Here is a 21,583-nt window from a genome sequence, read left to right as displayed (position 1 = left end):
ACGAGACCTCCTCGTCGCGCAGACCTCCCACACCCGGGGGGTCTTTTGCTTTGTCAGGACCTCCGTCCGGCCACCATCCCCGGCCCCGGAGGCGCGACGGGGGAGAATGAACCACCAGGACCACACGGCACCAGCGACCCGACACCACCGATGACCCGACGGGAACCACCACGATGAGCGACCTGCACGTCTACGACACGACCCTGCGCGACGGGGCGCAGCAGGAGGGGCTCAACCTCTCCGTGTCGGACAAGCTCGCCATCGCCGTGCACCTCGACGAGCTCGGGGTCGGGTTCATCGAGGGTGGCTGGCCGGGCGCGAACCCGAAGGACACCGAGTTCTTCGCCCGTGCCCAGCAGGAGCTGCGGCTGCGCAACGCCACCCTCGCCGCGTTCGGCGCGACCAGGCGGGCCGGCGGTCGCGCGGCCACCGACCCGCTGGTCCGCGCCCTCGTCGACTCGGGTGCGCCCGTGGTCACCCTCGTGGCGAAGTCGCACGTGCGCCACGTCGAGACGGCCCTGCGCACCACCCTCGAGGAGAACCTCGAGATGGTGCGCGACACGGTGTCGTTCCTCGCCGGTGAGGGACGGCGCGTGTTCCTGGACGCGGAGCACTTCTTCGACGGGTATGCCGCGGACCGCGCCTATGCGCTCGAGGTCGTCCGCGCCGCGATGGAGTCCGGCGCCGAGGTCGTCGCCCTGTGCGACACCAACGGCGGCATGCTCCCCGACCAGATCGCCGACGTCGTCGCCGACGCCGTGGCGAGCACCTCGGCACGCGTGGGCATCCACTGCCACAACGACACCGGGTGTGCCGTCGCCAACTCCATGGCGGCCGTCGACGCGGGTGCGACGCACGTGCAGGGCACGATAAACGGGTACGGCGAGCGGACCGGCAACGCCGACCTCCTCACCGTCGTGAGCAACCTGCAGATCAAGCGCGGGCTGCCCCTGCTCGAGACGGACCGGCTGCGCGAGGCGACCCGGATCGCCCACTCCATCAGCGAGATCACGAACGTCCCGCCCTACAGCCGCCAGCCCTACGTCGGGGCGAGCGCGTTCGCCCACAAGGCCGGGCTGCACGCCAGCGCGATCCGCATCGACCCCGACCTCTACCAGCACACCGACCCCGTGCACGTGGGCAACGACATGCGGATGCTGGTGTCCGACATGGCCGGTCGCGCCAGCATCGAGCTCAAGGGCCGCGAGCTGGGGTACGACCTGTCGGGCGACGACGAGCTGCTCAGCCGGGTGCTCGCCAAGGTCAAGGACCTCGAGCTGCGCGGCTACACCTTCGACGCGGCGGACGCGTCGTTCGAGCTGCTGCTGCGTCGCGAGGTGGAAGGCAAGGGGTTCGACTTCTTCGCGGTCGAGTCGTGGCGCGTCATCACCGACGCCCGGGGCGACGAGGACGCGCTGTCCGAGGCGACAGTCAAGGTCCTTGCCGGTGGGGAACGCGTCGTCGCCACCGGGGAGGGCAACGGCCCGGTCAACGCGCTCGACCACGCCCTGCGCCAGGCGCTCAGCCCTGCCTACCCGGAGCTGGCCAAGCTCGAGCTCATCGACTTCCGGGTCCGCATCCTCGACGCGGCCCACGGCACCGACGCGGTGACGCGCGTCCTCATCGAGACCTCGGACGGAACGACGTCCTGGGAGACGATCGGCGTGGCCGGCAACATCCTCGAGGCCTCGTGGCAGGCGCTCGTCGAGGGCGTGACCTATGGCCTGGTGCGTGCCGGCGTCCCGGTGAGGTAGGCCCTCGCGCCGCTGGTGCCCCGTTCCTGACGGTCCGGTCCGGGCCGGGCCGGGACTCCGGCTGGGGCCGCGGGTCCGGCTGGGGCGGCGGGTCCGGCTGGGGCCACAGAGGTACCGGACATGGGACGAGCACCGGTCGGCCCCGGCGCAGGGGGTTGGAGGGGCCGATCGGTGCTCGTCACGACGAGCTCCGGTGCACGTGACGTGGGGGGATCACCGGGGCTCGTGGCACCAGTCTGGTCCAGTCCGCAAGGGACGAACCGATGCGGGTGTCGCATTTCGACTAGTGCATCGACACCAGGGGCTCGTGCTGGGGGGTGCAGGAACCGCGGATGTCGAGCGCCGACCGGCCCTCAGGGGACGCGGGCCGGTCGACGTGCTCCCACGATGCCTCAGCGCTGCCCGCCGAACCCGGTGCCGCGGGGGCATCTCCACTAGTGCAAGGGCACTGACCCACCAGCGCTGCGCCTCACCGTCCCGCGGTCCAGCGGTCGCGGGACGCCGGACCGCGGTCAGGCGTCGCTGTGGCCGTCATCCATCCCGTGCGCGAAGCCCAGGCTGGTGGTGCTGCGGCTGGCCGCCTCGGTGAGCCCCAGCCCGGCGCCCAGCCCGGGTGCTGACGTCGTGGTGACCTCCGGGCCCGGCAGCCAGAGCGTGACGAGCGTGCCGCCCCGGGGTCCGTCCGCGACGGTGCACCATCCGCCTGCCAGGGTCGCCCTGTCGCGCATGCCGGCCACGCCGCGGTGGGCGGGGGCCGAGACGGCTTCGCCGGGCCCGACGCCGTCGTCCAGGACGGTGACGTGCAGACCAGCGTCGAGGGAGTCGACCGTGACGTGGACGGTGCCGGCGCCCGCGTGCTTGAGGACGTTGACCAGGGACTCCTTGACGATGCGGTAGGCCACCGCTCGGGTCGCCTCGGGCATCACCGGCTCGTCGGTCCCGTCCACGCGGGCCTGGACCGAGGTGCCCTCGTAGATCTCGTCCGTCGCTCGCCTCAGCGCTCCAGCGAGACCGGAGTGGGCGAAGGACGGTGGCTCGAGGTCGAACAGCAGGGACCTCAGCCGCTCGGTGGCACCCGAGAGGGTCTCCTGCAGTCCGTCGAGCTCCGGGAGCAGGGACGGCGCCTGCTCGCGCAGCCGGCGCCGGAGCAGCCCCATCCGCAGGTCGACGGCGGCGATCGCCTGCACGGGGTCGTCGTGCACGTCCGCGGCGATGCGGCTGCGCTCGGCGTCCTGGGCGTCGACCAGGCGGGTGAGCAGGGCGGTGCGCTGCTCGATGAGGTCGGCCATGACCTGGTCGGCCGCCACCCGTTCGCTGATGTCGCGCTGGACCGTGGCCAGGGCGAAGGGTTCTCCGGTACCGGGGTGGAACATGAGGAAGCTCGCCACGGCGACCGGGATCGCGTGGCCGTCCTGGTGCTTCAGGGTGGTCTCACCCTCGAAGTGCCCGTCCCGGACCACCGCGGGCTGCTCGATCTCGAGCGAGAGCACCAGGCCCTCCGGGGTGAGGTAGTCGGAGATGGTGGTGGTCGTGACGTCCGCGTCCAGGGCCATGCCGATCAGCGTGCGGCCACCGGGGTTGACGTAGGAGACCGTGCCGTCGAGGGCAGCGATGGCGATGAAGTCGGGCGAGGCCTCGACGAGCGCCTGGAACCGGATGAGGCGACCCGCGAGCTCGGCGGAGCGCCGGCGTTCCTCGAGCGCCACGCTCTCGGCGCGTCGCTGTTCCGTGACGTCGGTGGCGATGCCCACCGCCCCCGTCAGGACACCCTCGGCGTCGAGGATCGGTTCGAGGTGCAGTGCCAGCCGGCGCCCCTGGTGGGAACGTTCGTGGACGAACCGCTGTCCCGCGAGCACGGTGTCGAGGGCGCTCAGCCCCACCGCGTCGTCGCGGTACACCTCGTAGAGGTTCTGGCCGACCAGCTCGTTGGGCTTGAGCCCGAGGACGTCGAGGCCGGGCCCGACCGAGAGCGTGCACCGCCCCGTCCGGTCCATGCCGAAGACCACCTGGGGGCCGATGGCCGCGTCGGACTCGTTCGACAGCCCTGCGTCGTGCGCCATCCGGCGTTCCCCTCACGTCGTCCGCGCCGGTCCACCCAGCCCCTCGGGCGCCATCGTAGGCATGGTGGCGGACCGGCACCACGGGTCGGTGTCGGTTTCTCAGGCTCCCAGCAGCATGCGCATGGCTCCGGCGCCGGAACCCGTAGCCAGCACGACTTCGCCGGCAGCGCACTGGGCGAGCACGTCGGGGAGGCTCTCGCCGATGCGTCCCTTGGCGAGGTAGCCCACCGCGCCGGCCCGCACCATGGCTGCCACGGTGCTCATCGACGTCTCGGCGGAGACCGCGACGACGGCGGGGGCGGGGTCCATCGCGTGGAACGCGGTGACTGCCTCCGGGCCACCACCCGGCATCCGCACGTCGAGCAGGGCGACGTCGACGGGGAACTCCTGGGCGAGGCGCAGCGCGTCCGGACCGTTGGCCGCTGTTCCCACCAGGGTGAACCGCCCGTCGGACTCCACCACGTGCACCATCGCGGCGAGCATCTGCGGGTGGTCGTCGGCGATGAGCACACGGACGGTGGACACGACCCCTGCCTGTCCTGGGATGAGGGCGACCGCGGCGGTCGTCAGGACGTCCATGATCCCGCTCGACAGGCGCAATCTGGCGGTGCGCGCGCGCCGCGGCACCTAGTGCATGGATACTAGGCGCGGCGAGGAGGGGACATGAGCGAAGATCATGGCGTGATGGAGCAGCCGCGCCCGGAACAGCCGATCAGGGTGCTGATCGTCGACGACCACGAGGTCATGGCCGCGAGCCTGGCCCGCGTCCTCGACGACGAACCCGACGTCGTCTCGGTCGGACTCGCCTCGAGTCTCGCCCAGGCGCGGTCCCGGGTGGTGTCCACCGCACCCGACGTGCTGGTGCTCGACCGACGCCTCCCGGACGGTGACGGGGTCGACGCGATCAGGGACCTCAAGGCTCTCCGTCCGAGCATGAACATCCTCGTCCTGACCGGGTCGAGCTCCGACGACGTCCTCGTCCGTGCGCTCGAGGCCGGCGCGGCGGGGTTCCTCTCCAAGACCCGCAGCCTCTCCGAGGTGACGGCGGCCGTCCGCGCCGCAGCCCAGGGGGAGGCCTCGATCTCCTCCGAGATGCTGGCCCGCCTGCTCCCGAGGCTCACCCGCGTGAGTGCGCCCACGCCGACGCTCACCCGACGCGAGGAGGAGGTGCTCGGCATGCTCGCCCAGGGCCTGTCCAACGCCGCGATCGCCGCCGAGCTGACGGTGAGCGTCAACACGGTGCGCAACCACGTCTCCAACCTGTCCGCGAAGCTCGGCGCGCACAGCAAGCTCGAGGCGATGTCGATCGCCATCCAGCGCGGGCTGCTGGACCCGCCCGGCTGAGGCCCCACGCAGAACGCCGGTTGCGGGACGTCCCGCGCGATGGTTTCCCGCGGTATGCCGCGCAACCGGCGTTGTGCCGGTGGGACGGGATCAGTCGGTGCCGAACTCGATCGCTGCGCGGTCGAGCGCGTTGTCGTCCGAGTCTGCCTGTGCCGCAGCCGGATTCGAGGAGATGGCCTTGGCGCCGCCGGGCTCGAGGTCGCCCACGAGCGCCTGGTGACCGGCCACGAGCTGGCCCTGCGCGGCATACAGCTCGAGCTTGGCGCGGGAGTCCGCGATGTCGAGGTTGCGCATGGTGAGCTGGCCGATGCGGTCGACGGGACCGAACGCCGCCCCCTCGGTGCGCTCCATCGAGAGCTTCTCCGGGTGGTAGCTGAACGCCGGGCCGGTCGTGTCGATGATCGAGTAGTCCTCGCCGCGACGCAGGCGGAGGGTGACCTCGCCGGTGACCACGGAGGCGACCCACCGCTGGAGCGACTCGCGCAGCATGAGTGACTGCGGGTCCAGCCAGCGGCCCTCGTAGAGGAGGCGTCCGAGGCGACGGCCCTCGGCGTGGTAGCTCGCGATGGTGTCCTCGTTGTGGATCGCGTTGAGGAGGCGCTCGTAGGTGATGTGGAGCAGAGCCAGGCCGGGAGCCTCGTAGATGCCGCGGCTCTTGGCCTCGATGATGCGGTTCTCGATCTGGTCGGACATGCCGAGGCCGTGGCGGCCGCCCACCTTGTTGGCCTCGTCGACGAGGGCGACCGCGTCGCCGCCGAAGTCGTTGCCGTTGATGGCGACCGGGCGGCCCTGCTCGAACCGCACGGTGACGTCCTCGGCGGCGATGGACACCGACTCGTCCCAGAACCGCACGCCCATGATCGGCTCGACGATCTCGAGGCTCTCGTTCAGGTGCTCGAGGGTCTTCGCCTCGTGGGTGGCCCCCCAGATGTTGGCGTCGGTGGAGTAGGCCTTCTCGGTGCTCGCGCGGTAGGGGAGGTCGCGGGCGGTGAGCCACTCCGACATCTCCTTGCGGCCACCGAGCTCGGTGACGAAGTCGGCGTCGAGCCACGGCTTGTAGATGCGCAGCGACGGGTTCGCGAGCAGGCCGTAACGGTAGAACCGCTCGATGTCGTTGCCCTTGTAGGTGGAGCCGTCGCCCCAGATGTCGACGCCGTCGTCCTTCATGGCGCGCACGAGCAGGGTGCCCGTCACGGCGCGGCCCAGCGGGGTCGTGTTGAAGTACGTGCGGCCGCCGCTGCGGATGTGGAACGCCCCGCACGCGATCGCGGACAGTCCCTCCTCGACGAGGGGGCGGCGGCAGTCCACGAGGCGGGCGAGCTCGGCGCCGTACTGCCCGGCGCGGTCGGGGACCGTGTCGATCTCAGGCTCGTCGTACTGGCCGAGGTCGGCGGTGTAGGTGCAGGGGATCGCCCCCTTCTCGCGCATCCAGGCGACTGCGACAGAGGTGTCCAGACCGCCTGAGAAGGCGATCCCGACACGTTCACCAACGGGCAAGGACGTCAGAACTTTGGACACGGCGTCCAGACTAGGGCCACCGCGTCCGGTGCCACGAAGCGGACCAGCACGCGGGCGGGTGCCTCCGGGGTCGAGGCCCCAGCCGGTCCCCACTGCTGGTCGCGAGCCCTGCCGTCAGGCGGGAGGTGCGCCCGGGGCTGCGCCCGTGGCCTCATCCGGGACCGCGTCGGTGACCGCGCCGGTGACCGCGTCGATGGCGCCGACCAGCCGGCCCCGCAGGGCCTGGCCGCGGTCGGCGAACCCGCGCTGCGCGGCGGCATACTCGGCCCGTCCGGCGGGGGTCTCGATCCGCACGGGTTCGTACCCCAGGGCGCTGAGGTCGTAGGGGGAGGCCCGCATGTCGAGCTCGCGGATCGCCCGGGCGTGGTCGAAGCAGTCGAGGACGAGGTCGCCGGGGATGGCGGGGGCGAGCTTCATCGCCCACTTGTAGAGGTCCATGCCGGCGTGGAGGCAGCCCGGCTGCTCGAGCGCGACCTGGGTCTCGCGCGTCGGCTGGAGCAGGTTGAGCGAGCGCGCCGGGGGCGTGTAGAACCGGAACGCGTCGAAGTGGGTGCACCGGATCTGCTGGCCCCGCACCACGTCGTCGGTGGCGTCGGCACCCAGGCGCAGCGGCCAGTCGGCGTGCCGCACCTGCTCCGGGGTCTGCTGGTAGACCATCGCCCACTCGTGCAGCCCGAAGCACCCGAGCTGTGCCGGCCTGGTGGCGGTGGCGGTGATCAGGTCCCGCACGAACTCCAGCGTCCGGCCCCGTGCCTCGACGTATGCCGCGACGTCCAGCTCCAGGTCCGCCCCCTCCGCGCGGTAGTGCTTCCACTGCGCCCGGGGGAGCGCTGCCGCGTCCTCGAGTCGGACCCCCGGGCCCGGGTGCCAGCGGCGCAGGAGGGCCGGGCGGAACGGGTAGTAGGTGAACAGGAAGTCCTCGACCGGGTGGGCCACCTGCTCGCCCCTCCGTGCGCGGTGACCGGCTGTGGCGTCGTCGGCGCGGCGCTCGTGGTCGGCCTCGAGGGCCTGCCACTGCGCTCGGGACAGGGCCCGGCTCGGCGTCGAAGTGGTCTGCATCGCCGCAGCAGGGTAACCCGGACGGACCGGTTCCCAGCCGGGCGTGGCACCGTGGTGACCATGAGCAGACGGACCCTGGCGGCGGCGCTGGCCGCGCTCGCGCTGCTGCTGGGGGCAGGCGCCGTCGTGGGCCTCACCACGGGTGGGGCGGGCGGGGGACGACCCAGCCCGTCGGCTGCGTCGTCGTCACCGGGCGGCACCGCCTCGACGCAGCCGCCCGGCGCCACTGCCACGAGGAGCGCACCGGCCGCCGGCACCGGGTACTACGTCGCGCTCGGCGACTCGCTCGCGGCCGGTTTCCAGAACGGCGCCGACCACCGGGCGGCGGGCTACGTCGGCGCGGTGCGCACCGCCGTCGAGAAGCGCGACGGCCCGACCGAGCTGGTCAACCTTGCCTGCTCGGGAGAGACGACGACGTCGATGCTCGAGGGTGGCGGTTGCCGCTACGACGCCGGCAGCCAGCTCGCGGAGGCGGAGAAGTTCCTGCGCAGTCACGCGGCGGACGTGCACCTCGTGACCGTGGACATCGGGGGCAACGACGTGGCCCGGTGCGGGTTCGGTGGGTTGAAGCCGTCCTGCACGAAGCCGGCGCTCGCGACCCTGTCCGAGAACCTGCCGCAGATCACGCGTCGTCTTCGCGCTGCCGCGCCGCGCGCCGAGGTCGTGGTCCTCAACTACTACGACCCGTTCCTCGTCCTCGACCTGCTGGGCGACGCGGGTCTGGGCCAGCAGTCGGTCAAGGAGCTGGCCAAGGTCAACGCTGCGATCTCCAGCAGTGCCAAGCGCGTCGACGCCCGCGTCGCCGACGTGGCGACCGCGTTCCAGACGACGGTGACGACACCGACGACCGTCAAGGACCTCGGAAGGCTGCCCACCAACCTGGCGCGCATCCTCCAGTGGACGTGGATGGCTCCGCCACGGTTCGACTTCCACGCCAACGACCTCGGGTATGCCGTGATGGCCGGCGCGGTCACGAAGCAGCTGCGCTGACGAGCCCGTCAGGCGCGGTGGGCCTCGACGTCGTGCAGGACGCGGTCCACGTCGTGGTCGAGGTCGGTGAAGGCGATGGTGGAGTCCGCGCCGTGGGGGGCGTGGGGGAGGGCCCAGGTCCGGCGGTGGTGCCGTTCGAGGGCGACGACGAGGGTGGCGACGAAGGCCAGGAGCAGGATGATGGTCATGTCAGTAATCATTCGCTCGGCCGTATCCCGCCACGAGTGGCAGAACTGACGAGGTCTGCATGATTTCTGCCAGTGATCGTGCCATGATGCCGGTATGGCGCTCACGACGATCGCGGCCCTGGCCACGAACCCCATGGCGATGTTCGAGATGTCCGTGGCCTGCGAGGTCTTCGGGCTCGACCGCACCGATGACGGCGTCCCGCCGTTCAGCTTCATCACCTGTGGCGAGCAGGCCGGGCAACCCGTCGCCACGACCAGCGGCGGCCACTTCGTCCCGCGCCACGGCTGGGCCGACGCCGTCGACGCCGACCTGGTGGTGATCCCGGCCGGCGGGGTCCGCGACAGCTATCCCGAGCCCCTGCTCGAGACGATCCGGGAGGCTCACTGGCGGGGAGCGACCATCCTGTCCATCTGCACCGGCGCCTTCGTCCTGGGGGAGACCGGTCTGCTCGACGGCCGCAGTGCCGTGACGCACTGGCGCTACGCGCAGGAGTTCGCCCGTCGCTTCCCGCGGACGAGGGTCTCGATGGACGTCCTCTACATCGACGAGGGCTCGATCATCACCGGCGCCGGCACCGCGGCGGGCATCGACGCGTGCCTGCACCTCGTCCGGCGCGAGCTCGGGTCGGCTGTCGCCACGCGGATCGCCCGACGCATGGTGGTCCCGCCGCAGCGCGACGGCGGTCAGCGGCAGTACGTCGAGTCACCGCTGCCGGAGACCAGCTGCGAGAGCATCCAGCCGGTCCTGGACCACATCACCGAGAAGCTCGACGAACCGCACACCGTCCCAGACCTCGCCCGCCTGGCGATGATGTCGGAGCGCACGTTCGCCCGTCGCTTCGTCGCCGAGACCGGCACGACGCCGCACCGGTGGATCGTCCAGCAGCGGGTGCTGCGCGCCCGCGAGCTGCTGGAGCAGACCGACCTGCCCGTCGACTCGGTGGCCTCGCACAGCGGGTTCGGGTCGGCGGCGTTGCTGCGCACGCACTTCCAGTCGGTCGTGGGCACCTCCCCCCAGCGGTACCGCCGGGAGTTCTCCGCGCGCTGACCGCCGATAGGCTCGGTCCCATGCGCATCGCGAGATTCACGACGGGTGAGGACCCGGTCTTCGGACTGGTCGACGGGGCTGGGGAGAAGATCGCCGAGATCACCGGCGACCCCCTCTACACGAAGATCGAGCTGACGGGGGCGACCCACCTCGTCGAGGACGTACGCCTCCTCGCGCCGGTCATCCCGCGCAGCAAGGTCATCGGCATCGGCAAGAACTACGCCGACCACGCGAAGGAGATGGGTGGTGAGGCGCCGGCCGAGCCGCTGATGTTCCTCATCCCCAACACCGCCGTCGTGGGCCCCGGTGAGCCGGTCGTGCTGACGTCGCTCACCTCCGAGGTCCACTACGAGGGCGAGCTCGCCGTCGTCATCGGCCGGCTCTGCAAGGACATCGAGCCCGAGGAGGTGTCGAAGGTCGTGTTCGGCTACACCTGCGCCGACGACGTCACCGCCCGCGACCTGCAACGCGGCGACGGCCAGTGGGCCCGCGCCAAGGGCATGGACACGTTCTGCCCGATCGGCCCGTGGATCGAGACCGACCTCGACCCGTCCGCCCTGTCGATCCGCACCCGCCGCGACGGCGAGCTCGTCCAGGACGGCACCACCGCCGACATGGTCCACGACGTCGCGACCCTGGTGTCCCACGCCTCCAAGGCGTTCACCCTCCTGCCCGGCGACGTCATCCTCACCGGCACCCCCGCGGGGGTCGGCCCGGTCGAGGGCGGCCAGCGCGTCGAGGTCGAGATCGAGGGCATCGGCACGTTGTCCAACCCGTTCGTCCGCCGCTGAGGCGAGGTATGGCGCGGGGCCGGCCCCGCGCCATACCGGTCACCTGCCAGGGCTCACCCGTCGAGGTCGGGGGTGCGTCGCAGCCACCACTCGGCGAAGGCCACGTGCATCGACAGGCCCAGCCAGAACGCGATGCCGAAGGTGGCGCGGACGGGCATGGTCTCGTCGCCCATCCCCAGCAGACCGATCTGGATGCCCGTGAAGAGGCCGACCCAGATCCTGATCGTCGCCACGCCCAGCCCCACGGCGAAGGCCCGGACCATCCAGCGGCGGTGCTGCGGCACCTGACCCCTGCGGATCGCCCGGAAGGCGAGCAGCAGGGCCACCACGAACCACGACCCGAACACCAGTGTCGCGGTCGTCTCCGCGCCGCCGCCCCACGCGAACACCACCCCCAGCACGACCGACAGCACGCCTGAGAGCAGCGCGCAGCCGAGCAGGACCCGGCCGAGCCTGCGGTGCAGCCGGTAGTGGCGGCTGCGGAACCGGTGCGAGAGCTGGAGGGGCGCACCGAGGAGGTACACGACGCCCGGCACGATGTGGCCGTAGGCGAGCCAGGGGTGGGCGACGTACTTCTCCGTGAGGTCGTCGTCCGGGACGGTCCCGGCCACGATGTGGGGGACGTCGGTGGCGAGCCGGCGCGCGAAGAAGACCATGATGATCGTCACGAGCACGGCGATGACGACGCCCAGCGGCCGCACCGGTGCCTGTCGTCCCTGCTCCGCCGTCGTCCCCACGGAGGCAGTCTGGGCCGATCCGGGCCGAAAAGCCACGGTTCGCCCGTGATCGGTGCACGGGGGAGGGGCTGCTCGACCGACGCCCCCGACCGCCGAGGAGGCGCTCGCGGTCGGGCTCCCTAGAATCAGGTCCACCATGAGTGAGCAGACCCCCACCGCCCCCCGCCTCCGCGTCGCCCCGTCACCGACCGGTGACCCGCACGTCGGCACCGCCTACATGTCGCTGTTCAACCTCGCGTTCGCGCGGCAGCAGGGCGGTGCGTTCGTCCTGCGCATCGAGGACACCGACCGTGCGCGCTTCCGGGAGGACAGCGAGCAGCAGGTCTTCGACACGCTGCACTGGCTGGGGCTGCAGTGGGACGAGGGCCCCGACGTCGGCGGCCCGTACGCGCCGTACCGGCAGTCCGAGCGGCTGGACACCTACCGCCCGTACGTCGAGCGGCTCCTGGCCGAGGGCCGTGCGTACCACTGCTGGTGCTCCACCGAGCGGCTCGCGACGATGCGCGAGATCCAGCAGAAGTCCAAGCTGCCGACCGGATACGACCGGTTGTGCCACGGCAAGACGCGCGAGGAGCGAGCCGAGCTGCCCGGGTTTTCCGAGACGCCCGTCGTCCGCATGCTCGTCCCCGACGACGTCGAGCTGCAGTTCGAGGACCTGATCCGCGGCCGGGTCTCCGCTCCGCGCCCCGACGACCAGGTGATCCTCAAGGCGGACGGGTTCCCGACCTACCACCTCGCCGTCGTCGTCGACGACCACGAGATGGGCATCACCCACGTCGTCCGCGGCGAGGAGTGGATCTCCAGCACCCCCAAGCACATCCTGCTCTACCGCTGGCTCGGGCTGGAGCCGCCGAAGTGGGCGCACATGCCCCTGCTGCGCAACACCGACAAGTCGAAGATCTCCAAGCGCAAGAACCCCGCCGCGCGCCTGACGTGGTTCCGCGAGGAGGGCTACCTGCCCGAGGCCCTCGTGAACTTCCTTGCCCTGCTTGCCTATCCGCCGAAGGAGGGCGAGGGTGGCGAGGACGTCGAGGTCTTCAGCTTCGAGGAGTTCTCCGCCGACTTCGACTGGCGCAAGGTCAACCCGGTCGGCCCGATCTTCGACCTCAAGAAGCTCGAGTGGCTCAACGGTGTGCACATCCGCGGGCTCGAGGTCCGCGAGCTCGCGTCCCGGCTGCTGCCGTACCTCGAACGGGCCGGCGTCCTGTCGGGCAACCCGAGCCTGGGCGAGCTCGCCCGACTCGAGAAGGTCACCGAGCTGATCCAGACGCGCATGGCCCTGCTGACCGAGGCGGCGGCCCTGGTCGGCCCCTTCTACGTGGCGGACGACGCCCTGGAGATCGCGGACGACGCGCGCTCCCAGCTGAAGGACGACGCGGGAGAGGTCCTCTCCGCCGCCGTCACGGCTCTGGGTGCCGTGGACGACACCGCCACCGGCCTCCTGGGTTCCGAGAGCGGGTGGAGCGCGGCCGCCATCGAGGCAGCGCTGCGCGCGGCGATCGTCGAGGGCATGGGCATCAAGCCGAAGTTCGCGTTCGGCCCGCTGCGCACCGCGGTCTCGGGGCAGCGGATCAGCCCGCCGCTGTTCGAGTCCATGGAGATCCTCGGCAAGGCCTCGACTCTCGCCCGGCTCACCCGCCTGCGCGACGAGCTGTCCGCATGAGCGGCCCGGCCGGGTCGTCTCGTCGTCGATCGTGGTCGAGGCGCCGCCCGAGGTCGTCTTCGCGATCCTCGCCGACCCGCGCCAGCACGCAAGGATCGACGGGTCGGGCTCGGTGCGCGACACCGTGTCCGGCCCCGAGCGCCTCAGCCGTGGCGCCACCTTCGGCGTGGACATGAAGCTCGCCGGGCTGCCGTACCGCATCAGCAACCGGGTCGTGGAGTTCGAGGAGGGCCGACGGATCGCCTGGCGCCACTTCGGCGGTCACCGCTGGCGCTACGAGCTCGAGCCCGAGGGCGACGGAACCCGCGTGACCGAGTCCTTCGACTACTCCATGTATGCCGCGCCGCAGCGGCTCCTCATCGAGGCGCTGGGCTTCCCCGGACGCAACCGACGGGGCATCGAGGAGACCCTGCGGACCCTCAAGGTGGTCGCGGAAGCCGATGGCCGTGAGCCCGTTCGAGAAGGCGGGTCCTGATGGCCCTGCGCAGGGGAAGCAACGTCTCGTGGTCCTGGGGTCAGGGAGTGGCCGAGGGCACGATCGCCGAGGTGCACCACGACTCGGTCACCCGGACCGTCAAGGGGTCGCAGATCACGCGCAACGGCAGCGACGACGACCCCGCCTACGTCATCGAGCAGGAGGACGGGACGACCGTCCTCAAGCTCCGCAGCGAGCTGCGCGAGTCCTGATCGGGAGCCGATTTGGGCGGGGTGGGGCAGACCGGTAGTATCGCTTCTCGGTTCACTCCCTGAAGGCCTTCGGGCGCGCTGGGCGTGATACCCCCTTGGGGTATGGTGTAATTGGCAACACTACGGTTTCTGGTACCGTCATTCTAGGTTCGAGTCCTGGTACCCCAGCTCAGGCGCAAGTCCCTTGGGACACACGCCGATTCGGAGAATTCCCTCACTGTTCGGTAAGGTTCTCTCCGCTGCCCGGAGCCGCAAGGCGCCGGGCGAAACCAGCTAGGGCCCCGTTGTGTAGCGGCCTAGCACGCCGCCCTCTCAAGGCGGTAGCGCGGGTTCGAATCCCGTCGGGGCTACTCGCAGAAGGCCCCCGCCCACCAGGGCGGGGGCCTTCGCGCATGTCCGGGACATCGCACGGCCTGGACCGGCCGGGCAGCTCGGCGCCCGCGCCGTCAGCCCCGACTGCTCACGTGCTCCTGGGCGAGACGGCGCAGGGCTGCCAGGACCGGGTCGACGAGGACGGTGCCGGCCACGACCCGGTGCAGGGCCGAGGCGAGGTCGTCGGTGGGCACGTTCGAGACGTCGACTGCGGCGACGGCCTCACTGGCCCGCGCGTACCCCGTCAGTGCGTCGGTGGGCAGCGGCACCCCGGCCGACCGGGCTGCAGCGATCGCCCCGCTGAGCGAGTGCAGCGCGGGGGAGTCGGGCCCCACGACCCAGCCGAGGTCGGCCAGCAGCCCGGTGACCTCGTCGCTCACCGGCGTCGCGGCGTGCGGTGCCGGGAGCGCGTACTGCGCGCGGCCGAGCAGGTCGTGCCGTGACCGCGGTGGGTCATCCAAGGCCTCGGTCACCCGCCTGGCCTCGGCGACGCTGACCCCGGCGTCGACCAGCGCACGGACCAGGCGCACCCGCCGCAGGTGGTCCTCGGAGTAGTCGGCCCTCGTGGCGCCCAGGCTCTCGCCGGGCGGCAGGAGGCCTTCACGCAGGTAGTACTTGAGGGTCGCGACCGGGACACCGCTCGCCTCGGAGAGCTCGGAGATCCGCATGGGGAGCGACACTATCCACAGTGCGCCGCGGCATACCGGGGCGTGGGAGCCGACACGGCGAAGCGGGGGTTGTCCGGCGACACCGGTGGAAACAGGTGCCGTGTTGCCGAGCAACCCCCGCTTCGCGAGGTGTGGGGAGGGGTATGGCGCCGGGTCAGGCGTGGTTCTGCTGCTGCTGTTGCGCGTGGTGGCGGGCCAGCACCTCGGTGAGCTTGTTGGCGCCGGCGATCACCGTGGCGGCGTGCAGCCGACCGGGCTGGCGGGAGAGTCGCTCGATGGGGCCGGAGATCGACACCGCGGCGACGACCCGGCCCGAGGGTCCGCGGACCGGGGCGGACACCGAGGCCACGCCGGCCTCGCGCTCGCCGACGCTCTGCGCCCAGCCGCGGCGGCGGACGCCGGACAGGGTGGTCGCGGTGAACTTGGCGCCGTGCAGGCCACGGTGCAGGCGGTCGGGCTCCTCCCAGGCGAGCAGTACCTGGGCGGCCGACCCGGCCAGCATCGACAACGTCGCGCCGATCGGGATCGAGTCGCGCAGGCCCACCGGACGCTCTGCGGCGGAGACGCAGATGCGGTGGTCGCCCTGGCGGCGGAACAACTGGGCGCTCTCGTTGGTGTGGTCCCGCAGGGCGCCGAGCACCGGCCCTGCGGCAGCGAGCAGCCGGTCCTCGCCGGCGGCCGCAGCCAGCTCGGCGAGCCGCGGTCCGAGCACGAAGCGACCCTGCAGGTCGCGGGTGACCAGTCGGTGGTGCTCGAGCGCGACGGCCAGTCGGTGGGCCGTCGGGCGGGCCAGACCGGTCGCGGTCACCAGTTGCGCAAGGGTCGACGGCCCCGCCTCGAGGGCACCCAGGACGATGGCTGCCTTGTCGAGAACGCCGACTCCACTCGTGTTGTCCATGGGATGATATTGCCGTCTCATTCGATGAGACGCAAATCCGAGGGCGTGTCGTGCGTGCCAACGTGGGAGATCCGCGCGGCGTGGCGCACCGACGAAACACGCGCGCGAGCAGGACGCAGGACGCGACGGAGGAGTGGGACACGTGTCAGGAACTTTGGCCGAGAAGGTGTGGGACGCGCACGTCGTGCGTCGCGCGGAGGGCGAACCGGACCTCCTCTACATCGACCTCCACCTCATCCACGAGGTGACCTCGCCGCAGGCCTTCGACGGGCTGCGGCTCGCAGGGCGCACGGTGCGACGACCGGACCTCACGCTGGCCACCGAGGACCACAACGTCCCGACGACCCCCGGCCCGATCACCGACCTCGTGAGCAAGACGCAGGTGGACACCCTGCGCCGCAACTGCGAGGAGTTCGGTGTCCGGCTCTTCCCGATGGGTGACGCCGAGCAGGGGATCGTCCACGTGGTCGGCCCGCAGCGCGGCCTGACCCAGCCCGGCATGACGATCGTCTGCGGCGACAGCCACACCTCGACCCACGGTGCGTTCGGTGCGCTGGCCTTCGGCATCGGCACGTCCGAGGTCGAGCACGTGATGGCGACCCAGACGTTGCCCCTCAAGCCGTTCAGGACGATGGCGATCAACGTCGAGGGCGAGCTCCAGCCCGGCGTGACCGCCAAGGACATCACCCTCGCGGTCATCGCGAAGATCGGCACCGGCGGTGGCCAGGGCTACGTCCTGGAGTACCGCGGCAGCGCCATCCGCGCGCTGTCCATGGAGGCCCGCATGACCGTCTGCAACATGTCCATCGAGGCGGGTGCCCGCGCCGGGATGATCGCCCCGGACCAGACCACCTTCGACTACCTCGAGGGTCGCGACCACGCCCCGACCGGTGCCGACTGGGACGCCGCGGTGGCGGACTGGAAGACCCTGCGCAGCGACGACGACGCGGTCTTCGACGCCGAGGTCGACCTCGACGCCACGACGCTGACGCCGTTCGTCACCTGGGGCACCAACCCCGGCCAGGGCCTGCCGCTCAGCGCCGCGGTGCCGGACCCCGAGACGATGGGCGACGACAACGAGAAGGCCGCCGCGCGTCACGCCCTGGAGTACATGGGCCTGACCGCCGGCACCCCGCTGCGCGAGATCCGGGTCGACACCGTCTTCGTCGGCTCCTGCACCAACGGCCGCATCGAGGACCTGCGCGCCGCCGCCGAGGTCGTCAAGGGCCACAAGGTCGCCGAGGGGGTGCGCATGCTGGTCGTACCGGGCTCCGCGCGGGTGCGCCTGCAGGCCGAGGAGGAGGGCCTCGACCAGGTCTTCACCGCGGCCGGTGCCGAGTGGCGCCTCCCCGGCTGCTCGATGTGCCTCGGGATGAACCCCGACCAGCTGGCCCCGGGCGAGCGCAGCGCCTCGACGTCCAACCGCAACTTCGAGGGTCGGCAGGGCAAGGGCGGTCGGACCCACCTGGTCAGCCCGCTGGTCGCCGCGGCGACGGCGTTGCGCGGCACGCTGTCCAGCCCCGCAGACCTCGTCGACGCCGCTGTCGGCTCCGCCCAGGGCGCGGACGCCTCGACCACCACCGCGAGCGAGGGGAGCTACTGATGGACGCCTTCACGACCCACACCGGTATCGGGGTGCCGCTGCACCGCAGCAACGTCGACACCGACCAGATCATCCCCGCCGTCTACCTCAAGCGGGTGACCCGGACGGGGTTCGAGGACGGCCTGTTCGCGGCCTGGCGCCGCGACGAGACCTTCATCCTCAACAACCCCTCGTATGCCGCCGGGTCGGTCCTCGTGGCCGGCTCCGACTTCGGCACCGGCTCGTCCCGCGAGCACGCCGTCTGGGCGCTGATGAACTACGGCTTCCGCGTCGTGCTGTCGTCCCGGTTCGCCGACATCTTCCGGGGCAACAGCGGCAAGCAGGGGCTGCTCACGGCCCAGCTGTCCCAGGACGACATCGAGCTCATCTGGAAGTACCTCGAGAACGAGCCGGGGGCGTCCGTGACCGTCGACCTGGTCTCGCGGACCGTGACCGCCGGTGACATCGTCGCCCCGTTCGAGGTCGACGACTACACGCGGTGGCGGCTGCTCGAGGGACTCGACGACATCAGCCTCACCCTGCGCCACGAGCAGGACGTCACCGAGTTCGAGGGGCGCCGGCCGTCCTACAAGCCGTCCACGACCAGCGCCTGAGGGCGCGGCGCGCCGACACGGCACGAAATTTCCTCGGGTGGGCCCACTGGGCCTGCTGCGACACGGCCCCGGCAGCAGCTGCCGGGGCCGTTCCGCGTGCTGCTGACCCGTCCTGTGCCGCGCTGGATGGCGCAGATTCTGTTGCACCACAACACAATCGGTGGTCCAGTCGATCGCTCGGCGCTGGATCCCGTCCATGTGTGCGAGCGCAGCCCGAACCCGCAAATGGGCGCCCCGCTGGGGCAGGTTTGGGGCTGAATCCGTTGCGACACAATGGATCAGGGCGTCGCAGTGGTGGACTAGCACGCCCAACAGCCCTAACGTCGGACCCACGTCGGGCAGTGGCTCGGCCGCCCACCTCGCCGGACCAAGGGTGTCCGGCACCACCAACCCTGTGGAGGGGAAGCCGTGAACAAGGCAGAACTGATCAAGGAGCTCGAGTCCCGGCTCGGCAGCCGCAAGGCGGCAAGTGACGCTCTCACCGCCGTCGTCGACGTGATCATCCGTGAGGTCGCCAAGGGCGGCAGCGTCGCCATCACCGGCTTCGGCACCTTCGAGCAGGCCGCTCGTGCCGCCCGGACCGGCCGCAACCCCCGCACCGGCGCCTCGGTGAAGATCAAGAAGACGGTCGTCCCCAAGTTCCGCGCCGGCTCGGCGTTCAAGGACGTCGTCAAGAACCCGCGCTCGCTGCCCAAGGCCGCCGTCGCCGGCGCCCGCGCCGCGGCCGGCACGGCCAAGACCGCCACCGCCAAGTCCACGACGGCTGCGAAGAAGGCTGCTCCCGCGAAGAAGGCGGCACCGGCCAAGAAGGCGGCTCCGGCGAAGAAGGCTGTGGCCACCAAGGCGGTTCCGGCCAAGAAGGCGGCTCCGGCGAAGAAGGCGGCACCGGCCAAGAAGGCGGCTCCGGCGAAGAAGGCTGTCGCCACCAAGGCGGCTCCGGCCAAGAAGGCTGCTCCCGCGAAGAAGGCGGCCCCGGCCAAGAAGGCTGCTCCGGCGAAGAAGGCCGTCGCCACCAAGGCTGCGCCCGCCAAGAAGGCTGCTCCCGCGACGAAGGCCGTCGTCAAGAAGGCCGCTCCGGCCAAGAAGGCTGCTCCCGCGAAGAAGGCGGCCCCGGCCAAGAAGGCCGCCGTCAAGCGCACGGCCAAGAAGGCCTGACCGGTTCTGACCGGTGCTGATCCAGGCCCGTCCACGGGCCTGACCAGCGTCTGACCCACCACGACAGAGGTCGGCTCCCGAACGGGTGCCGACCTCTGTCGCACGCGGGGGAGGGCGTGGTGGGATGCTTGCGCCATGGCAAACATCCTCACCGTGAACGGTGGCTCGCCCCTGGTCGGAGACCTCGAGGTCCGTGGGGCCAAGAACCTGGTGTCCAAGGCCATGGTGGCGGCGCTGCTGGCGGAGGACCCGTGCCGCCTCCGGGGCGTCCCGGAGATCTCCGACGTCAAGATCGTCTCCGGCCTGCTCGAGCTGCACGGTGTGAAGATCGACTCCACCGACCGCGACGGCGAGCTGCTGCTCGACCCCACGAACGTCGAGCAGGCCCATGTCGCCGACATCGACGCGCACGCCGGGTCCTCCCGGGTGCCGGTGCTCCTGTGCGGGCCGCTGCTGCACCGCCTCGGCGAGGCCTTCATCCCCGACCTCGGCGGCTGCCGCATCGGTGAGCGGCCGATCAACTACCACCTCGACGTGCTGCGCCAGTTCGGTGCCGACGTCCAGAAGCGGCCGGAGGGCCTGCGGCTCACCGCCCCCAACGGACTCAAGGGCACCCGCATCAAGCTGCCGTACCCCTCGGTGGGCACGACCGAACAAGTGCTGCTGACCGCGGTCCGTGCCCAGGGCGTCACCGAGCTGCGCAACGCGGCCGTCGAGCCCGAGATCCTCGACCTGATCGCCGTCCTGCAGAAGATGGGCGCGATCATCAGCGTCGAGACCGACCGGGTGATCAAGATCGACGGGGTCGACCGGCTCGGCGGCTACGACCACCTGGCCATCCCGGACCGCATCGAGGCCGGCTCGTGGGCGTGCGCGGCCCTGGCGACCAGGGGTGACATCTACGTCCGCGGCGCCCAGCAGCAGGCGATGATGCCCTTCCTCAACGTCTTCCGGAAGATCGGTGGCGACTTCGACATCGACGACGAGGGCATCCGCTTCTGGCACGCCGGGGGAACCCTGAACTCGCTGGTGCTCGAGACCGACGTCCACCCGGGGTTCATGACCGACTGGCAGCAGCCGCTCGTGGTCGCCCTGACCCAGACCAGTGGCCTGTCGATCGTCCACGAGACGGTCTACGAGAACCGCCTGGGCTTCACGGAGGCGCTGGGGGAGATGGGCGCGGTCGTCCAGCTCTACAAGGAGTGCCTCGGCGGCTCCCCGTGCCGCTTCGGCCGGGCCAACTTCCGCCACAGCGCCGTCATCTCCGGCCCGACGCCGCTGCGCGGTGCCGAGATCACGGTGCCGGACCTGCGCGGCGGGTTCAGCTACCTCATCGCCGCCCTGGCCGCCGAGGGGCAGTCCAAGGTGCACGGCATCGAGCTCATCTACCGCGGCTACGAGCGGTTCTCCGAGAAGCTCGACGCGCTCGGCGCCGACTACGAGGTCGGCTGACCGGCAGCGTCAGCCGATCACCTGGTCGTCGCCGATCCCGACGATCCAGAGCCTGGTGACCTCACGGCCGTCGTCACCGACGTCCAGGCTCAACCGCTGACCGGGGCGCAGGTGCCGCAGGGCGCTCGCCGCGAACACCGCCGCGGAGAAGGTCACCTCGAGGCCGTCGTCGAGCAGGAGGGAGCCCGCCCCGGTCTGCTCGTCGAACCTGTGCACGCTGCCCTGCATGGGTGGCAGCGTAGCCCGCGTCACCTGGGCGCCGGGGCCTCCCGACGGGCCGCGGACAAGGCGGCCCTGGTCGCGGGACCGAGACCCAGGCCCGTAGCGGCGGTCAGTGCCCTGTCGTCGTCGACGTCGGTGCGCAGCCGGGGCAGGTCGAGGTCCAGCCGCACGTGCCCGGCCCCGGCGTGCGCCGCCGCCGAACCGGTCCCGAACCGCGGGTGCAGCGCCGTCGCGTCCAGGGCCGTGAGCAACGTCGTGCCCTCGCCGGAGGCGTCCGGCACGACCGCCATCGCGTGAGCCGCTGCTGCGTCCAGCGCGGCGACCAGGTCCTCGGGCCGCAACGACGGCAGGTCTCCGAGCAGGACGGCCAGCGGGTCGCCCGGTGCCGACGCGGCGACGTGGTCACGACCGGCCACCACCGCCGCGTCGAGGCCCCCACCGGGATCGGCGACGACGTGGGCGCCGAGCCCGAGCGCGACCTCGGACACCCGCGGGTCGGAGGAGACGACGACGACGCGTGCGGGCGGCATACCGGCGCAGCAGGCGGAGAGGCAGTCGGTGGCGAGGGCCAGCGCGAGGTCCTCGCGACCCACGCCGGCCGGGGGGTGCAGTCGCGACTTGGCGCCGGCGCCGCCCTTCACGGGCACCACGAGGTACCACCGGAGACCGGGCGGTCGGGGGCTGGGGGACGTCATCACCCCGATCGTCGCAGGTGGTGGCGCGGTTCCTCGACACCGACCCCCTGACCAGAGAGGATGCACACTCGACCGTCGCCCCCGAT

General features: G+C 71.5%; 22 protein-coding genes and 2 tRNA genes. 14 read left to right on the top strand and 10 right to left on the bottom strand.

Translation table 11 applies throughout. The features are described from left to right. Positions 1-173: 173 nt before the first annotated feature. A complete protein-coding gene (gene cimA / locus ASC58_RS02315; protein WP_056915204.1) occupies positions 174-1,754 on the top strand; it encodes a citramalate synthase in 1,581 nt (526 codons plus the stop codon). 512 nt (positions 1,755-2,266) lie between these two features. On the opposite strand, the gene ASC58_RS02310 is transcribed toward cimA, so the two are convergent. Beyond that, complete coding sequence (locus ASC58_RS02310; protein WP_056918231.1) at positions 2,267-3,814, bottom strand: PAS domain S-box protein; 1,548 nt, start codon at positions 3,812-3,814, stop codon at positions 2,267-2,269. Positions 3,815-3,913: 99 nt separating this feature from the next. Then, positions 3,914-4,393, bottom strand: coding sequence for a response regulator (locus tag ASC58_RS02305; protein ID WP_056915202.1), 480 nt, complete (start codon positions 4,391-4,393; stop codon positions 3,914-3,916). Positions 4,394-4,477: 84 nt separating this feature from the next. On the opposite strand from ASC58_RS02305, the gene ASC58_RS02300 reads away from it, so the two are divergent. Next, complete coding sequence (locus ASC58_RS02300; protein ID WP_082552847.1) at positions 4,478-5,158, top strand: response regulator transcription factor; 681 nt, start codon at positions 4,478-4,480, stop codon at positions 5,156-5,158. A gap of 90 nt (positions 5,159-5,248) precedes the next feature. On the opposite strand, the gene argG is transcribed toward ASC58_RS02300, so the two are convergent. Together argG and ASC58_RS02290 are read right to left on the bottom strand one after the other, a co-directional pair. Continuing rightward, positions 5,249-6,676 (bottom strand): argininosuccinate synthase, encoded by a 1,428-nt coding sequence (gene argG, locus ASC58_RS02295; protein ID WP_056918230.1) that lies wholly within the window; start codon positions 6,674-6,676, stop codon positions 5,249-5,251. A 114-nt stretch (positions 6,677-6,790) separates the two neighbouring features. Beyond that, entirely contained in the window at positions 6,791-7,735 is a 945-nt protein-coding gene (locus ASC58_RS02290; protein ID WP_056918229.1) for a hypothetical protein, read from the bottom strand. Between the two features lie 60 nt (positions 7,736-7,795). On the opposite strand from ASC58_RS02290, the gene ASC58_RS02285 reads away from it, so the two are divergent. Continuing rightward, the gene (locus ASC58_RS02285; RefSeq protein WP_157581377.1) at positions 7,796-8,725 is read left to right on the top strand and encodes an SGNH/GDSL hydrolase family protein; all 930 of its coding nucleotides are present in this window, start codon (positions 7,796-7,798) and stop codon (positions 8,723-8,725) included. 8 nt (positions 8,726-8,733) lie between these two features. Here the strand turns inward: ASC58_RS02285 and ASC58_RS02280 are convergent, their stop codons facing one another. Next, complete coding sequence (locus ASC58_RS02280; protein ID WP_056915197.1) at positions 8,734-8,913, bottom strand: hypothetical protein; 180 nt, start codon at positions 8,911-8,913, stop codon at positions 8,734-8,736. A gap of 94 nt (positions 8,914-9,007) precedes the next feature. Here ASC58_RS02280 and ASC58_RS02275 point away from each other — a divergent pair, with 94 nt between their 5' ends. Both ASC58_RS02275 and ASC58_RS02270 read left to right on the top strand, forming a co-directional pair. After that, positions 9,008-9,961 (top strand): GlxA family transcriptional regulator, encoded by a 954-nt coding sequence (locus tag ASC58_RS02275; RefSeq protein ID WP_056918228.1) that lies wholly within the window; start codon positions 9,008-9,010, stop codon positions 9,959-9,961. Between the two features lie 20 nt (positions 9,962-9,981). Beyond that, on the top strand, positions 9,982-10,752 hold the full coding sequence (locus ASC58_RS02270) for a fumarylacetoacetate hydrolase family protein (RefSeq protein ID WP_056915195.1): 771 nt from the start codon (positions 9,982-9,984) through the stop codon (positions 10,750-10,752). Between the two features lie 53 nt (positions 10,753-10,805). On the opposite strand, the gene ASC58_RS02265 is transcribed toward ASC58_RS02270, so the two are convergent. Next, entirely contained in the window at positions 10,806-11,489 is a 684-nt protein-coding gene (locus ASC58_RS02265) for a DUF2306 domain-containing protein (RefSeq protein ID WP_157581375.1), read from the bottom strand. Between the two features lie 136 nt (positions 11,490-11,625). Between ASC58_RS02265 and gltX the strand changes: the two genes are divergently transcribed. From gltX to ASC58_RS02240, 5 genes are all read left to right on the top strand, one after another. Then, on the top strand, positions 11,626-13,152 hold the full coding sequence (gltX, locus tag ASC58_RS02260; RefSeq protein WP_082552845.1) for a glutamate--tRNA ligase: 1,527 nt from the start codon (positions 11,626-11,628) through the stop codon (positions 13,150-13,152). Positions 13,153-13,180: 28 nt separating this feature from the next. Continuing rightward, positions 13,181-13,627, top strand: coding sequence for an SRPBCC family protein (locus tag ASC58_RS02255; protein WP_056918450.1), 447 nt, complete (start codon positions 13,181-13,183; stop codon positions 13,625-13,627). Further along, on the top strand, positions 13,627-13,839 hold the full coding sequence (locus ASC58_RS02250; RefSeq protein WP_056915192.1) for a DUF2945 domain-containing protein: 213 nt from the start codon (positions 13,627-13,629) through the stop codon (positions 13,837-13,839). The genes ASC58_RS02255 and ASC58_RS02250 overlap by 1 nt, the downstream gene beginning before the upstream one ends. Positions 13,840-13,935: 96 nt before the next feature. Beyond that, positions 13,936-14,007: transfer RNA gene (locus tag ASC58_RS02245), tRNA-Gln, on the top strand. A 109-nt stretch (positions 14,008-14,116) separates the two neighbouring features. Then, positions 14,117-14,189, top strand: a tRNA-Glu gene (locus tag ASC58_RS02240). A gap of 96 nt (positions 14,190-14,285) precedes the next feature. Here ASC58_RS02240 and ASC58_RS02235 read toward each other — a convergent pair. Beyond that, positions 14,286-14,879: a MerR family transcriptional regulator gene (locus ASC58_RS02235; protein WP_056915191.1), complete on the bottom strand. Its 594-nt coding sequence runs from the start codon at positions 14,877-14,879 to the stop codon at positions 14,286-14,288. Between the two features lie 154 nt (positions 14,880-15,033). Further along, the gene (locus tag ASC58_RS02230; protein ID WP_056883602.1) at positions 15,034-15,777 is read right to left on the bottom strand and encodes an IclR family transcriptional regulator; all 744 of its coding nucleotides are present in this window, start codon (positions 15,775-15,777) and stop codon (positions 15,034-15,036) included. 142 nt (positions 15,778-15,919) lie between these two features. Between ASC58_RS02230 and leuC the strand changes: the two genes are divergently transcribed. The 4 genes from leuC (at position 15,920) to murA (ending at position 20,580) form a co-directional block, all read left to right on the top strand. Further along, positions 15,920-17,380 (top strand): 3-isopropylmalate dehydratase large subunit, encoded by a 1,461-nt coding sequence (leuC, locus tag ASC58_RS02225; RefSeq protein ID WP_056918227.1) that lies wholly within the window; start codon positions 15,920-15,922, stop codon positions 17,378-17,380. Further along, complete coding sequence (gene leuD, locus ASC58_RS02220; protein WP_056918226.1) at positions 17,380-17,973, top strand: 3-isopropylmalate dehydratase small subunit; 594 nt, start codon at positions 17,380-17,382, stop codon at positions 17,971-17,973. Before leuC ends, leuD begins: the two co-directional genes overlap by 1 nt. A gap of 408 nt (positions 17,974-18,381) precedes the next feature. After that, positions 18,382-19,128 (top strand): HU family DNA-binding protein, encoded by a 747-nt coding sequence (locus ASC58_RS02215; protein ID WP_056918225.1) that lies wholly within the window; start codon positions 18,382-18,384, stop codon positions 19,126-19,128. Positions 19,129-19,263: 135 nt separating this feature from the next. Next, complete coding sequence (gene murA, locus ASC58_RS02210; RefSeq protein ID WP_056915187.1) at positions 19,264-20,580, top strand: UDP-N-acetylglucosamine 1-carboxyvinyltransferase; 1,317 nt, start codon at positions 19,264-19,266, stop codon at positions 20,578-20,580. Positions 20,581-20,589: 9 nt separating this feature from the next. Here murA and ASC58_RS02205 read toward each other — a convergent pair whose 3' ends face one another. Further along, a complete protein-coding gene (locus ASC58_RS02205; RefSeq protein WP_056918224.1) occupies positions 20,590-20,808 on the bottom strand; it encodes a hypothetical protein in 219 nt (72 codons plus the stop codon). Positions 20,809-20,828: 20 nt separating this feature from the next. Next, positions 20,829-21,497 carry a 2-phospho-L-lactate guanylyltransferase gene (gene cofC / locus ASC58_RS02200; RefSeq protein ID WP_056918223.1) on the bottom strand — a complete coding sequence of 223 codons (669 nt, stop codon included), beginning with the start codon at positions 21,495-21,497 and terminating at the stop codon, positions 20,829-20,831. Positions 21,498-21,583: the final 86 nt, after the last annotated feature.

The sequence above is a fragment of the Phycicoccus sp. Root101 genome (assembly GCF_001426245.1).
In the GTDB taxonomy this organism is placed as follows: Bacteria; Actinomycetota; Actinomycetes; order Actinomycetales; family Dermatophilaceae; genus Pedococcus.
Note: the sequence above shows the minus strand (reverse complement) of the source record. Positions and strands in the feature narration are given on the sequence as shown.